Origin of the sequence: Paraburkholderia sp. J63, from assembly GCF_905220245.1 — a bacterium.
Classification (GTDB): Bacteria; Pseudomonadota; Gammaproteobacteria; order Burkholderiales; family Burkholderiaceae; genus Paraburkholderia.
Window position 1 is genome coordinate 1 of record NZ_CAJMZF010000083.1, and the last position, 13,173, is coordinate 13,173.

13 protein-coding genes and 1 pseudogene are annotated in these 13,173 nt (G+C 65.2%); 8 read left to right on the top strand and 6 right to left on the bottom strand.

Annotated features, from left to right (window positions below):
- Positions 1-318 precede the first annotated feature (318 nt).
- Together U5775_RS37750 and U5775_RS37755 are read left to right on the top strand one after the other, a co-directional pair.
- On the top strand, positions 319-1,041 hold the full coding sequence (locus U5775_RS37750; RefSeq protein WP_322063232.1) for an SIR2 family NAD-dependent protein deacylase: 723 nt from the start codon (positions 319-321) through the stop codon (positions 1,039-1,041).
- 199 nt (positions 1,042-1,240) lie between these two features.
- On the top strand, positions 1,241-1,750 hold the full coding sequence (locus tag U5775_RS37755; protein WP_322063233.1) for a CinA family protein: 510 nt from the start codon (positions 1,241-1,243) through the stop codon (positions 1,748-1,750).
- A gap of 443 nt (positions 1,751-2,193) precedes the next feature.
- Here U5775_RS37755 and U5775_RS37760 read toward each other — a convergent pair whose 3' ends face one another.
- On the bottom strand, positions 2,194-3,105 hold the full coding sequence (locus tag U5775_RS37760) for a DMT family transporter (RefSeq protein WP_322063242.1): 912 nt from the start codon (positions 3,103-3,105) through the stop codon (positions 2,194-2,196).
- Between the two features lie 307 nt (positions 3,106-3,412).
- Here U5775_RS37760 and U5775_RS37765 point away from each other — a divergent pair, with 307 nt between their 5' ends.
- Entirely contained in the window at positions 3,413-3,637 is a 225-nt protein-coding gene (locus U5775_RS37765; protein ID WP_322063234.1) for a hypothetical protein, read from the top strand.
- Between the two features lie 123 nt (positions 3,638-3,760).
- Here the strand turns inward: U5775_RS37765 and U5775_RS37770 are convergent, their stop codons facing one another.
- Complete coding sequence (locus tag U5775_RS37770; RefSeq protein ID WP_322063235.1) at positions 3,761-4,045, bottom strand: hypothetical protein; 285 nt, start codon at positions 4,043-4,045, stop codon at positions 3,761-3,763.
- 107 nt (positions 4,046-4,152) lie between these two features.
- A complete protein-coding gene (locus U5775_RS37775; protein WP_322063236.1) occupies positions 4,153-5,022 on the bottom strand; it encodes a Mut7-C RNAse domain-containing protein in 870 nt (289 codons plus the stop codon).
- A 157-nt stretch (positions 5,023-5,179) separates the two neighbouring features.
- On the opposite strand from U5775_RS37775, the gene U5775_RS37780 reads away from it, so the two are divergent.
- A complete protein-coding gene (locus U5775_RS37780; protein WP_322063237.1) occupies positions 5,180-6,052 on the top strand; it encodes an NAD(P)-dependent oxidoreductase in 873 nt (290 codons plus the stop codon).
- A 241-nt stretch (positions 6,053-6,293) separates the two neighbouring features.
- On the top strand, positions 6,294-6,662 hold the full coding sequence (locus U5775_RS37785; RefSeq protein ID WP_322063238.1) for a response regulator: 369 nt from the start codon (positions 6,294-6,296) through the stop codon (positions 6,660-6,662).
- 392 nt (positions 6,663-7,054) lie between these two features.
- Here the strand turns inward: U5775_RS37785 and argC are convergent, their stop codons facing one another.
- Entirely contained in the window at positions 7,055-8,002 is a 948-nt protein-coding gene (gene argC, locus U5775_RS37790; RefSeq protein WP_322063239.1) for an N-acetyl-gamma-glutamyl-phosphate reductase, read from the bottom strand.
- A 330-nt stretch (positions 8,003-8,332) separates the two neighbouring features.
- Positions 8,333-8,842 carry a YbhB/YbcL family Raf kinase inhibitor-like protein gene (locus U5775_RS37795; RefSeq protein WP_322063240.1) on the bottom strand — a complete coding sequence of 170 codons (510 nt, stop codon included), beginning with the start codon at positions 8,840-8,842 and terminating at the stop codon, positions 8,333-8,335.
- Between the two features lie 386 nt (positions 8,843-9,228).
- Here U5775_RS37795 and U5775_RS37800 point away from each other — a divergent pair, with 386 nt between their 5' ends.
- Positions 9,229-9,927, top strand: a complete 699-nt coding sequence (locus U5775_RS37800; protein ID WP_322063241.1) for a response regulator transcription factor — start codon at positions 9,229-9,231, stop codon at positions 9,925-9,927.
- 113 nt (positions 9,928-10,040) lie between these two features.
- Here the strand turns inward: U5775_RS37800 and U5775_RS37805 are convergent, their stop codons facing one another.
- The gene (locus U5775_RS37805) at positions 10,041-10,727 is read right to left on the bottom strand and encodes an orotate phosphoribosyltransferase (RefSeq protein WP_028203433.1); all 687 of its coding nucleotides are present in this window, start codon (positions 10,725-10,727) and stop codon (positions 10,041-10,043) included.
- A gap of 620 nt (positions 10,728-11,347) precedes the next feature.
- On the opposite strand from U5775_RS37805, the gene U5775_RS37810 reads away from it, so the two are divergent.
- Together U5775_RS37810 and U5775_RS37815 are read left to right on the top strand one after the other, a co-directional pair.
- On the top strand, positions 11,348-12,526 hold the full coding sequence (locus U5775_RS37810; protein ID WP_415913756.1) for an MFS transporter: 1,179 nt from the start codon (positions 11,348-11,350) through the stop codon (positions 12,524-12,526).
- A 422-nt stretch (positions 12,527-12,948) separates the two neighbouring features.
- Positions 12,949-13,173: pseudogene (locus U5775_RS37815) on the top strand (hypothetical protein); the annotation flags it as partial.

The following is a 13,173-nucleotide window of genomic DNA, read 5'->3' on the forward strand; positions in this document are numbered from 1 at the left end:
GCGGGTGGAGTGAGCGGCGAGGGCGCGGCAGAGCCGCTGCGCCTTCGCCGGATTCACCGCTCTCGCATCCCTTCAGCACCCCTCAAGCATCCTTCCAGACATCCGCATTTCGGGGCGCGGCGCTAACCCGCTCCAACTATCCCGCCTCACTGCCCATCGTCATCGTCGTGAACCGTCTGTAAAAAGCCGGCCACTCGCCCACTGCCGAAAGCCGGGGCGCGGCGTCATAATGGCGCCGATCGAATCCAGGAGATGAAAGTGGCCGATTTGGAGCAACCTCGACAGCCATCCGGGCAGCCGCCTCGAGACCAGGGCCGCTTGCCCCGACTGTACGTGTTTTCGGGCGCGGGGCTCTCGGCGGAAAGCGGTATCTCGACGTTTCGCACGGGCGACGGCATCTGGACGCACACGAGCATCGACGAGGTCTGCAACTACCACACGTGGCGCCGCAACCGGCCCGCGGTGTTCCGCTTCTACAACCAGCGCATCGCCGAATGCTCGGACGCGCGCCCCAACGATGCCCACCGCCTGCTCGCGCAGTGGCAGAACACGTGGGGCACGGAGCGCGTGCATCTCGTCACGCAAAACATCGACGACATGCTCGAGCAGGCCGGCGCGCGCCAGGTCACGCATCTGCACGGCGACATGATCTCGCTGCTCTGCACCGACTGCGACTATCGCTTCCCGAGCAGCGGCGCGGGGCTCGATCCCGGCGCGGCCTGTCCGTCGTGCGGTCAGGTGGAGAGCGTGAAGCCGGGCGTCGTGTTCTTCAACGAAGCGGCGCCCGAATACCAGACGCTCTGGCGCATCCAGCAGGCCATGACCGACGACGATCTGTTCATTGCCGTCGGTACGGCGTTCGAAGTGATTCCGCCCGAGCGGCTGCTGCCGCCGACGCGTTACGGCCGCTACGCGCGCAACATGCTCGTCGATCCCGCCCCGCGCTGCACGGAGTTCTTCGGCGTGGTCGAGCACGAGCCGGCAACCACGGGCCTGCGCAACCTCGAACCGGCCATCGAGCGGATGATGGAAGGCAGCTAGCGCTGCCGCGTGGTGGATGGCTCACGAAGGGCGTGCTGGCGTTGCTGCCGCACGCCCTTTTTGTTGCCTGCCGGCTCTGTGAAGTGCGCGGACGGCGGGGCCGGGGCCGCGTGCGAAACTCGGCGCATCGGAAATACGACGTCATCGGCTGCGGCGATCAAGACGCGATCAAGCCGATCAAGAGGGGGCGCCACGAACCATGAACATCTCGAAGCAGATCATCGGATACCTGCAATCGCGCGAGCTCGTGCTCGCGAGCATCGAGACCTGCACGGCCGGTGCGATGGCGGCCATGCTTGCCGATGTGAGCGGCGCTGCCGGATGCCTCGATATCGGCATCGTTGCGCATACGAGCGCGGCGTTGACGGGTTTGTCGGGCAAGCATGTGCAAGCCGTGGAAGGCGATGCGCAGGCGAACGAGGTGCTTGCCCGTGCGTTGGCCGAAGCGCTGCTCGTGCAGCGCGAGGGGCGTGCGAACGTTGCGCTCGCGAGCATCGGCTGGCTTGCGGCGGAGCACGAGGACAAAGCGCCGGTCTCGCACTGCTTTGCGTGGGCGTGCATGGATCGCGGCGCCGTGGTTTCGGCGAGCGAGACCGTGCTTTTGTCGGGGCGTCGCGAGCAGATTCGGCGCTCTGTTGCGCGACGTGCGTTGCCGGGACTACCGCGCTTCGTCGATTCAATTCTCGCGCGCGAGAACCCCGCGTTCTGAAATGGCATCGGGCGACGCGAGTTATCTACTGAGATTTATAAATAGGTATACGTATACATAGTAATAGTTAACAAGCCCTGGCATTTCCTGTGGATAACGCGGTATTTCCTATTTGCTTCAATTCGATGCAATTCGGACAGCCATGCGAACAATCGCTGTATGCATTTCGAACATGGCGGATAACTTTTTACGCTTCGACAGACGGAGCAGAGTTATCAAGAAACGATCCACAGATCATTCGCCAGGTCGTCCCCAGGTTGTCCAGAGCTTCGCGTGGATAACTTGCCCGGAGGCACGATGTTCACAGTCGGGGCGTGCGAGTCGCGCTCGACAGGTAAATCGGAGCCGCTAAAAACAGCAAAAGATCGTGGAAAAAGAGGCGAAAAAAAACGCCGCCCGCGGGCGACGCTTTTTCGCAATTGACCTGCTGCGTATTCGAGTGCTCAGACCGATTCGGCGGCTTGCGTCTCGTGCGCTTCGACGCGGCCGCGCGCAGCCGGCAGCAACTGGCAGGCGAGCAGGCCCGCGAGCATCAGCGCGCAACCCACGAGCGCGCGGGCGCTGAGCGTCTCGCCGAGTGCGATCCAGCCCGCGAGTGCCGCGAACACGCCTTCCATGCTGAAGATCACGGCGGCATGCGCGGGCGCCGCATCGCGTTGCGCGACCACCTGGATCGTATAGGCCACGCCCACGGAGAGCGCGCCGCCATAGAGGATCGCGGGCGCCGCGCGAGCGATGTCGGCGAGATGCACGGGCTCGACCACGACGCCGATGACGAGGCACACGAGCCCGCACGCGACGAACTGCACGATCGAGAGCACGAGCGGATCGTGACGCGGCGCGTAATGACCCACGAGCATCACCTGAATGGAGATGACGAATGCGCAGCCGAGCTGATACCAATCGCCGTACATGATCGAGAAATGCTCGTTGATGCTCAGCAGATAGAGGCCGGCCGTCGCGAGGGCCGCACCGATCCACGTGCCGGGGCCGGTGCGGTGACGCAGCAGAATGCCCAGCATGGGCACGATGACGACGTAGAGCGAGCTGATGAAACCCGCGTTGGCGATCTTCGTGTAGCGCAGGCCGATTTGCTGCAGCGAAATGGCCACGGCGAGCACGAGCCCGAGCACCACGCCCGAGCGCAGCAGCGCCGCGTCGAGGCGGCGTGCGGGGACCGCCTTGTCGCGCCCCTGGCGCATCTGCTGCATGCGCGTCATCGCGAAGACGAATGCCGATACGACGCCTGCACCCAGCAGGAAGCGCAGGCCGGTGAACAGGAACGGGCCGATGGCGTCGAGACTCAGGCGTTGCGCGACGAACGCGGAGCCCCAGATCATGGCGGCGGCCAGCATCAGCAGATTGGCGCGCAGGTGGTGGTTGGCGGATTTCAAGCGGAATTCCCGATTCTGACGTGATCCTGCCGCGGGCGGCAGGTACGCAAGGCGAACAGCCGTGCGAAACCTCGATCGTATCCGAACTGAAAGCCAATTGTCTCCAGGACAAGACACACCGGTCCATTCCGGATGACAAACCGCCTACGCTGCGTAATACTGCTTCGCGCGCAATGCCCGTCCAGATCGGCCAGCGGGGCGTTTCGCCGTATCGCAAAGCTCAATTCACAACGTGCCGGTCATACTTGTCAGGTTTGGGGAACAACAGATGAAAAAGATTCTCGCCTCGCTCATCGCAGCATCGGTCGCACTGATTTCGGTTCAAGCGCTTGCTCAGGAAGCATCGGGTGCCGAGGCTGCCGCTCCGGCTGCTGCCAGCGCACCGGCCAAGGCCAAGAAGCAGCACAAGAAGCTCAAGCACCACGGCAAGCGCGCTCACGTGCAGGAAGCCGCTTCGGCCGCCGGCACGACCGACAAGGGCACGGCAAACTAAGATTGGCCTGCGGGCCGGCCCGTTCCAGCCCGTGCGGCAACCAGGCCGCAGCCGGGCAGCGGAAAGAAAAAGCCAGAGCAGATGCTCTGGCTTTTTTGTCCCTATTTGCGTCGCATGTGGCGCTCAGGAAGCGTCGCTCCCGAGCCCGGCTTCGAGCAGTTCGGTCAACAAACCGGTCATCCCTTCCGGATGATCTTCCGCGCGCGCCTTCAGCTTCGCCACCAGCTCGGCGTTGAGCTTGCACGCGAACGGTACGAGGCCCGCGGCCTGATCGAGCTTGCGTTGCTCGCGGCGGTCAAGCGCCGCAGGCGCGGACCCCTTGCCGAAGCGGTCGGGGCCGGCCTTGTTCGTCGATTGCATCAGTTTTAGCGCCTTGTTTTTCTCAAGGTCGAATTTCTTCATGGCCATGGGTTCAGCTCCGAGGTTGGGCAGTGGCGCGCATTGTACGCAAACGCGTGCGTGCGTCCATCGCGGCGATGCGCATCGGGGCATCTGAACACATGTCGAGGCACAGCTCAGGGCGCGGCGTCGTCGTCGCCGTCTGGATCGCTCCGCTCGTCTTGCCGGACGGTTGGCTCGCTCGGCGGTGCGTCTGCGGACGTGCCGTCCCGCCTTTCGTTATCGATATCGTTATGAGTGTTGTTGTGCGTGCCGGCCACGTCGTCGATCAGTGCGCGCATGCGTCGCCAGTGCGAGCCTTCCCAGAACACCCGCTTGCAGATATCGCAGGTGACAAAGCGCGTCTGCCGCTCGAATACGCCGTCGGGCACGCGTGAGCGCACCTCGCCACGCGCGATGCGCCGCAGCGGCGCGTTGCAGGTGAGGCAGAGCCGGAACGGCCGCACGCTCGCGGCAAGATCGAGCCGGTCGAAGAGCTCGTAAAGCTGCGCGCGCGGCTTGAGCGCGCGCACGTAGCAGCCGTGCGTGATGCTGCGCCGCTTGAGCAACTCGCGGTCGCGCGTGAGGACGACGCGGTGCTCGGTCACGGCGAGCGACTCGATGGCGTCATCGGCGAAATGGTTGTCGTAGAGCGTGTCGAATCCCACGAGCCGCAGCAGTTGCGCGAGGCCGCCCAGATGGGCGTCTGCGATGAAGCGCAGTTCCCGCAGCGGGCTCGCGCGCACGCGCAGCAAGGGACGGATGTCGAGCGCTTCAAACTTCGGATAGACGGCCACGCGGTCGCCGTCCGCGAGCGGATGCTCGAATCCCACCGACTCGCCGTTCACGAGGATCAGCTCCACCTCGGTGTGCGGCACGCCGAGCGCCTCGATCATGTGCTTTGCCGTGGCGTTGCGCGCACATGGGCAACTGAACGCGCGCCGCCGCAGCGGCCGCGCGAGAAAGTCGTTCAGCTCCTCGTAGAAGCGGAAAGTGGCGGTAACCATGCGCCAGTATCGCACCGCCGCGGCGTTCCTGACGTGCCGCGCGCGGCGATCCGGAGGCGCGCGCCACGCGCGTTCCCTGCGGCGGCTGGCGCGCTGTGCTTTACTGCCGCTTGTCGCGGTGAGGAGTCACCCCGAGTCAACCCCTAAGGAGCAGGCGATGGATATCGGTTTTATCGGTCTTGGCGAAATGGGGGCCGCGATGGTCGCCAACTTATTGAAGGCAGGGCACGCAGTGCGCGTCTGGAATCGCACGCCGACGAAGGCGCAGGCGCTGGCCGACGCGGGCGCGCGCGTGGTCGCGTCCCCGGCCGAGGCATTTGCAGGCGACGCCGTAATCTCGATGCTCGCCGACGACGCGGCGCTGCGCGAAGTCATCGACGCCACGCTGCTCGCGAACGCGCCGCGCGGCGTCGTGCACGTGAACATGGCGACCATTTCCGTCGAGCTGGCCGGGACGCTCGCGCGCGAGCACGCCGAGCTCGGCCTGCACTACGTCGCGGCGCCGGTGCTCGGACGGCCCGACGCCGCCGCGGCTGCGAAGCTCACGATCATCGCGGCGGGCGCCGCCGAGGCCATCGACCGCGTGCAGCCGCTCTTCGACGCGATCGGCCAGAAGACCTGGCGCATCGGCGCGCTGCCGCAGCAGGCGAACGTCATGAAGCTCGCCGCGAACTTCATGCTGGCGGCGGCGGTGGAGTCGCTCGGCGAGGCGGCGGCATTGCTCGGCGGCCACGGCGTGGCGATGCGCGATTTCCTCGACGTCATCACGAGCGGCCCGTTTCCGGGCCCCGTGTATGCGGGCTACGGCGGCATGATCGCGGAAGGCCGCTACGAGCCGGCGCTCTTTAAGGCGCGCCTCGGCCTGAAGGACGTCCGGCTCGCGCTGGCTGCCGCCGACGCCGTGGCGACCCCGCTGCCCGTCGCGAGCGTGCTGCGCGACAGCCTGCTCGAAGCCGTGGCGCATGGCGACGGCGAACGCGACTTCGCGGTGCTCGGCAAGGTTGCGGCGCGGCGCGCGGGGCGCGGCTGAGCGGGGCGCGAACGCCGTGGCGCCCGAAGTCGCGGGGAAGGCTCGAATCGGGGCAAACGAGGGAGCAAGGCGCCCGGCGCGCGCGCCGGAATCCTCAGACCAGCGCTCGCTGACGCACAAAGCCCCGCGGGGCCGCGATGGATAATGTGGACAACCAGGGCGCCGGATGGCGAGGCGCCGCGCCATGCGAGCGGACGGGGACGATGCAACCAGTGGGAACCAGCAGGAACGGAGACGGCGGATGGAGACGCGCATCCTGATCGCCGATCATGACGAGCAGTCGCTGGCGGGGCTCGGCACGTTGCTGGCCGACCTCCACTACGCGACCGCCATGGCGAAAACACTCGACGACGCAGCCGAAGCCGCTACGCGCTTCGCGCCGGACGTGGTGATCGTGGCGCTGTCGCTGGCGCCCGACGACGAGCCTGTCGCCCTCGTGCGGCGTCTGCGCGAAGCCTGCGGCGCGCGCACGCCGCTTTTGATCGCGCTGAGCGGCTGGGGCGAATCGCGTCATCGCGACGAAGCGCTTGCCGCCGGTTTCGACGTGCATCTCGTGCGGCCAGTGGGGCTCGACCAGCTCACGTTCATTCTCTCGATGATCGCGCAGTAGACTTTTCGGGCACATCAGTGCTCCCACAGCCTTCCTTCCAGCAATTCCCCGATTCGCGAAACGTCATCCGGGAAATCCTGATGACCGTTTCTGTTGCTTATTGGCAACGTTCAGGGTCCACACTACTTTACATGTTGCGTCGCACCAAGTAGTTCGCTATACTGGTTCTTGTCTCCTCCATGTCTCCTCTGATATGGATTCAGCCCGCCAAACATGGCGGGCTTTTTTTTGCCTGCGCGATTTGCGTGGCGGCAATCCGGCGAGTGCCATAGCGTCGGCTACATCCGCCGGCGCCGCTCACAAGCGAAAAACCCCGGCACTTTGCAGTGCCGGGGTTTTTCGTAGGTCCTTCGCTTTAGCCGCCGCAGACCTGCCGGCAGCTTGCAGAGATATCAGGCCTTCAGGCCGGTATCCTCTGCCGCGCCGATCGCGAGATTCATGCACTGGATGGCCGCGCCCGAGGCGCCCTTGCCCAGATTGTCCAGACGCGCGACGGTCACGAACTGCTCGTCGTTGCCGAACACGAACAGGTCGACGCGATTGGTGTCGTTGTTCGCCTGGACGTCGAAACCGCCCGCATCGAGATTGGCTTCGGCGTTGAACGGCATCACGCGCACGAATTTTTCCCCGTCGTAGTACTCGGCGTAGAGCGCCAGCACGTCTTCGGGCTTGGCGCGGCGCGCGAGCTGCTGCGGTGAATAATAGGTCGTGACCGCGAGACCCTTGTAGAACGGGCCGACGATCGGCGTGAACACCGGCGCGCTCTTCAGGGCGCCATGGAACGCCATTTCCGGCAGATGCTTGTGCGTGAGGCCCAGTGCGTAGGGACGCGGGCTCATGAGCTTCGCGTTGTCGCCAGCTTCGTACTCCGCAATCATCTTCTTGCCGCCGCCGCTGTAGCCCGTGAGCGAGTACGCGTGAGCCGCAAAATCGGGCGCTACGAGCCCCGCCTCGACGAGCGGACGCATGGCCAGCACGAACGCCGAAGCGTGGCAGCCCGGCACGGCGATGCGCTTCGCCTGGCGCACGCGTTCGCGCTGCGCACGGGTCAGCTCGGGCAGGCCGTAAGCCCAGTTGTCGTCGGTGCGGAAAGCCGTGCTCGCGTCGATCAGCACCGTATGGTCGTTTTCGACGAGCGAAGCCGACTCGCGCGATGCGACGTCGGGCAGACACAGGAAGGTCACGTCGGACGTGTTGATGAGACGGCGGCGTTCCTCGACGTCTTTACGCTTCGCGTCGTCGATCCGCAGGATCTCGACGTCGGCGCGCTGCGACAGGTATTCGAAAATCTTCAGGCCGGTCGTGCCTTCCTGTCCGTCGACAAAAACTTTCGTGCTCATCTCGGTCTCTCTGAAACTCGGGGATTGCGGGCGCTGGCCGCCATGTCGGTGAATGCCGCCGCGTGGCATTCACCCATGCGGCGCCGGAACGGTATTTTAAGACCGATGTTCGCCCGGCGTGCGGCCAGCGTTGGAAAAAAATCGGGAGTAACCCGTAAGGCCGGCGTTTGCCCCGTCCTTTGGGGTGCGATGGCCTCGCTTATCGGTCTGCCTTTGCCTGCATCGGCCAGATAGCGCGGCTCGTCTCTTTGTATGACAGCGCGGTATGACAGCGTAATGGCAGAGCGTCAGGGCAGCCGGCGTTTCACGCCGTGCGGCATGCGCTGCCGGTCAACGGCCGTACGTGACCGTGATCTGCGCGCTGCCGAGCGCGGCGCCGTGGATTGCGTGATCGAACGTCGTCGCGGGCGCGCCGGGCGGGAGCGCGAGCTTGTCGACACCCAGCGCATAGACGGTCACGACGTAGCGATGCGGCTTGCCCGGCGGCGGGCACGGGCCGCCGTAGCCCGCGCCGCCGAAGTCGTTGCGCGCCTCCAGCGCGCCGATCGGCTTCAGCGCGCCCGAGGCGCTGGCGTTTTCGGGGAGCGCGTTCACGCGCGCGGGAATGTTGGCGACGGCCCAATGCCACCAGCCGGGGCCCGACGCATCGGGATCGAAAATCGTGACTGCGTAGCTACGCGTTCCCGTCGGCGGGTTGCGCCACGTCAATTGCGGTGACCGATTCGCACCCGTGCAGCCGTTCTCGTTGAACACCTGTGGCGCCGAAACCGAAGCACCGTCTCGAAAGTTCGTGCTGCTGAGTACAAACGGACTTTGCGCGGATGCAACAGAGCCCGTCATGACGATGACAGCGAGACTCGCACCGAGGCGGCCAATCGTTCGAGCAGGGATGGCGCCCGAGCCCTTTATCTTCGGGAATCGGGAACGTGCAGCCCGGCGGACGAGATCGTGTGAGGCGCGCATAGGCCGGTTCTCCTGTATGTTTGTCAAAGATGCATGACACACAGCCGACGGCTGGTTTCGAATTGTGTTCAAGATTGAACTTCGTTCAATATAACGGCATTAAGCGCGCGCATTTTGGCCGCCTGACGGCTGTGCGCACGGGGAAATCGGCTATAGTCGCGTGCTTTCCTGCTTGCGCAGGAAACGATGTAACGGGGCGGGGTTTCTCGGGCAGATAGCCGATCACAAAGAAAGACAAGCAGGACGGTCTACACGGAGGGGTGATGCAGCAGCCAATCAGGGTCGTAGTCGCGGACGATCACCCGGTGATCTTGTTCGGCGCCGAGCATGCGCTGCTCAAGTTTCCGGGCATTCAGGTCGTCGGCCGTGCCCGTCAGTCCACCGAACTGATCAAGGCGCTGCAAACCACGCCGTGCGACGTGCTCGTCACCGATCTCGCCATGCCGGGCGGCCAGTACGGCGACGGCCTGCCGCTCATCGGCTATCTGCGCCGCAACTTCCCCGACATTCCCATCGTCGTCCTCACGATGCTCGAAAACGCCGCGCTGCTGAAGCGGCTGGGCGAGCTCGGCGTGATCGCCGTGGTCCACAAGTCCGACGACCTGAGCCATATCGGCCTCGCCGTGCAGCACGTGAGCCGCAATCTCGAATATATGAGCCCGCAAGTGAAGGTCGCGCTCGAGTCATTGCGCATCAACAGCGGCGGCAAGAACGACGAAGTGATCCTCTCGAAGCGCGAGCTCGAAGTGGTGCGGCTCTTCGTATCCGGCATGACGATCAAGGAAATCTCCGAAAAGCTCAATCGCAGCATCAAGACGATTAGCACGCAGAAGAATACGGCCATGCGCAAGCTCGGCCTCGACCGCGACTCCGAGCTGTTTCAGTACGCGCAGAGCAACGGCCTGCTCAATCTCTCCTCGCATGCGCCCGACGAAGGCGTGGGAGGCGAAGCGACGTCCTGAGCGCGCGGTTTTGCGCGGAGCATGAAAAAAGGCCATCTCCCTTTCGGGCAGATGGCCTTCTTGCTTGAGCAAGGCGCGCAGGCGGGTCAGCCGCGCGTACCCCGCTCGCAGGCTTATTGCGGTGCCGAGGTCGCGCCGCCGTGCGCCGCCGACCATTCGGCCGGTGCGTGCAGGAATTTCTCGACTTCGTCGAGCGTCTTCGTCTCGAAGTAGCCCGATTCCTTGGCGACGCGCAGCACGTCCCACCACGTGGCGAGCGCGTGCAGGTCGACGTCGATGTCCTTCAGGACCGAGACGCTTTCCTTAAAGATGTTGTAGTGGAACAGCACGAAGCAGTGGTTCACCTGCGCGCCGGCGGTGCGCAGCGCGTTGATGAAGTTGATCTTGCTGCGGCTGTCCGTGGTCAGGTCCTCGACCAGCAGCACGCGCTGGCCTTCGGTGAGCAGACCTTCGATCTGCGCGTTGCGGCCAAAGCCCTTCGGCTTCTTGCGCACGTACTGCATCGGCACCATCAGGCGGTCCGAGAGCCAGGCCGCGAACGGAATGCCCGCGGTTTCGCCGCCGGCCACGGCGTCGATCTGCTCGTAGCCGACGTCGCGCAGGATGGTGGCTTCAGCCATTTCCATGAGGCCGCGGCGCACGCGCGGATACGAGATCAGCTTGCGGCAGTCGATATAGACCGGGCTCGCCCAGCCGGAAGTGAAGATAAAGGGCTTTTCGGCATTGAAGTGCACGGCCTTCACTTCGAGCAGCATTTTCGCGGTTGCGTCCGAGATCGTCTGGCGATCGTAGCCTGTCATGGGCGAATCCTTGGATATGAGTGGAATGCGGGAGGAGGGGGCTCGCGTGGGCCCGATGGCGCTGGCACGGCGAATCCGGATCGCATGCCACGGAACTCGCGATGCGCGGTCCGGATGGCGTCGATCGTCTGAGGTTTGGCTTCAGGCGGCCCGCTCGCTCCGGACGGCTTCTCTTGCGCGCGTAACCGGGTATTTTACCCGACTTGACGTTCACCGACGAGTCGCTCTGTCGGAGTCCGTATGCTTTGTGGGGCGCGATCGCGGGCGGCCGGGCTGCGTGGACGGCCTCTGTGATCGGGCGCGCGGCGGTCTGCGAGTCAGCTTTACTTCCCGACTCCCTTCAATGTGTTTCGGTTGTGACTACGCAGGCACGCCAGTAAACTCACGCCGGTTTTCGTCGGGCCCGCGCCCAGCAAAGGATCGTCCGCATGACCGCCGCTTCTCGTCCTGAATCACGTCCCGAACCCCGCCCCGAGCCGTCTTCCGGGTTGTCCGGACTCACGGCCGCCGACACCGCCATCGCGCCCGCAGCTGTCCCGCACACGAGCGGGAACGCGCACGCGGCGGCGCCGGACGGCCACGCCGTGCGTGCGCTCATCGCCTCGGTGCTCGGCTACGCCATGGACGGCTTCGACTTGCTGATGCTCGGCTTCATGCTGCCCGCCATCAGCGCGGATCTGCATCTGTCGGGCGCGCAGGCCGGCTCGCTCGTTACGTGGACGCTCGTCGGCGCGGTCGCGGGCGGCATCGTGTTCGGGCTGCTCTCGGACCGCTACGGGCGCGTGCGCGTGCTCACGTGGACGATCCTCGTGTTCGCCGTCTTCACCGGACTATGCGCACTCTCGCGCGGCTATGCCGACCTGCTCGTCTACCGGACGATCGCCGGCATCGGGCTCGGCGGCGAGTTCGGCATCGGCATGGCGCTGGTCGCCGAGGCATGGCCCGACCGGCTGCGCGCGCGGGCGTCGTCGTATGTCGGGCTGGGCTGGCAGGTGGGCGTGCTCGCCGCGGCGCTGCTCACGCCGTGGCTCCTGCCCGTGATCGGCTGGCGCGGCATGTTCGCGATCGGCTTGCTGCCTGCCGTGGTGTCGTTCGTCGTGCGGCGCGGCGTGGAGGAGCCGGAGATCTTCGTCGCGCATCGGGCGCGCATGATGGAGACACAAGCGCGGACGCAAGCCCACGAGCGCGGCGCATGGCTGCGCGCGCTCGGCCTGCTGGTCGCCGACGCCCGCACTGCGCGCGCGAGCCTCGGCGTGGCGGTGCTGTGCTCGGTGCAGAACTTCGGCTACTACGGGCTGATGATCTGGCTGCCCGCGTATCTGTCGAAATCCTTTGGTTATTCGCTCACGAAGTCCGGCCTCTGGACCGCCGCGACTGTCGCCGGCATGGCGCTCGGCATCTGGCTCTTCGGCGTGGCGGCCGACCGCTTCGGTCGCCGGCCCACGTTCCTGTTCTATCAGGTGGGTGCGGTCGTGATGGTGTTCGTCTATGCGCACCTGAGCACGCCGTTCGCACTGCTGATCGGCGGAGCGGCCATGGGCGTGTTCGTGAACGGCATGATCGGCGGCTATGGCGCGCTTATTTCGGAGCTCTATCCGACCGCCGCGCGCGCCACGGCACAGAACGTCCTGTTCAATATCGGCCGCGCGGTGGGTGGCTTCGGGCCGCTCGCGGTCGGCGCGATGGCGGCGCGCTACTCGTTCACGGCGGCGCTCGGCATGCTGGCGGCGATCTACGTGCTCGACATACTCGCCACACTGTTTCTGATTCCTGAACGGCGCGGCGCCGCGCTCGAATAAGCCCTGAAATAACGGCCCGAAGCGCGCGGGATCGGTATCCCGGGATGCGGCGCAACGCCGCATCTCATCTGGCATGGAACGTCATGCAAGGCCGCGCATCGGGCATCTCATAAGGCGTCTTATAAGGCGTCATATAGGGGCCGAATGAGACGCCACAGGACCAGGTCCCGCACCCATTCGCGCGCACCACAAATTCCCGGTATCAGTCTTTGCCCCGACTCGCCGTGCTCATAGCGGGGTGTACACTAATCCCCCGCCATTTCGCCCGCACCGTTTCGCCTATGGTTCGGGTCCCCGCCGATGCCGCTTTTGCTGCATGGGCGCAGGACCTCCCGCTGGCCAGATGCGAGCGTTGCGCGAACCGGCGGGCCAACGAACATAAAACTTCTTCTCTCGTCTCTCACGTCCTGGCAGGCCCGAAAATGGATGAACAACTGAAGCAAAGCGCGCTCGCTTATCACCAGAACCCGAAGCCCGGCAAGATTTCGGTCACGCCAACCAAGCCGCTCTCCAACCAGCTCGACCTTTCGCTCGCGTACTCGCCGGGCGTGGCCGCAGCCTGCGAGGCGATTCACGCCGAGCCGCTCGACGCGCAGAAGTACACTTCGCGCGGCAACCTGGTCGGCGTCGTGACCAACGGCACGGCG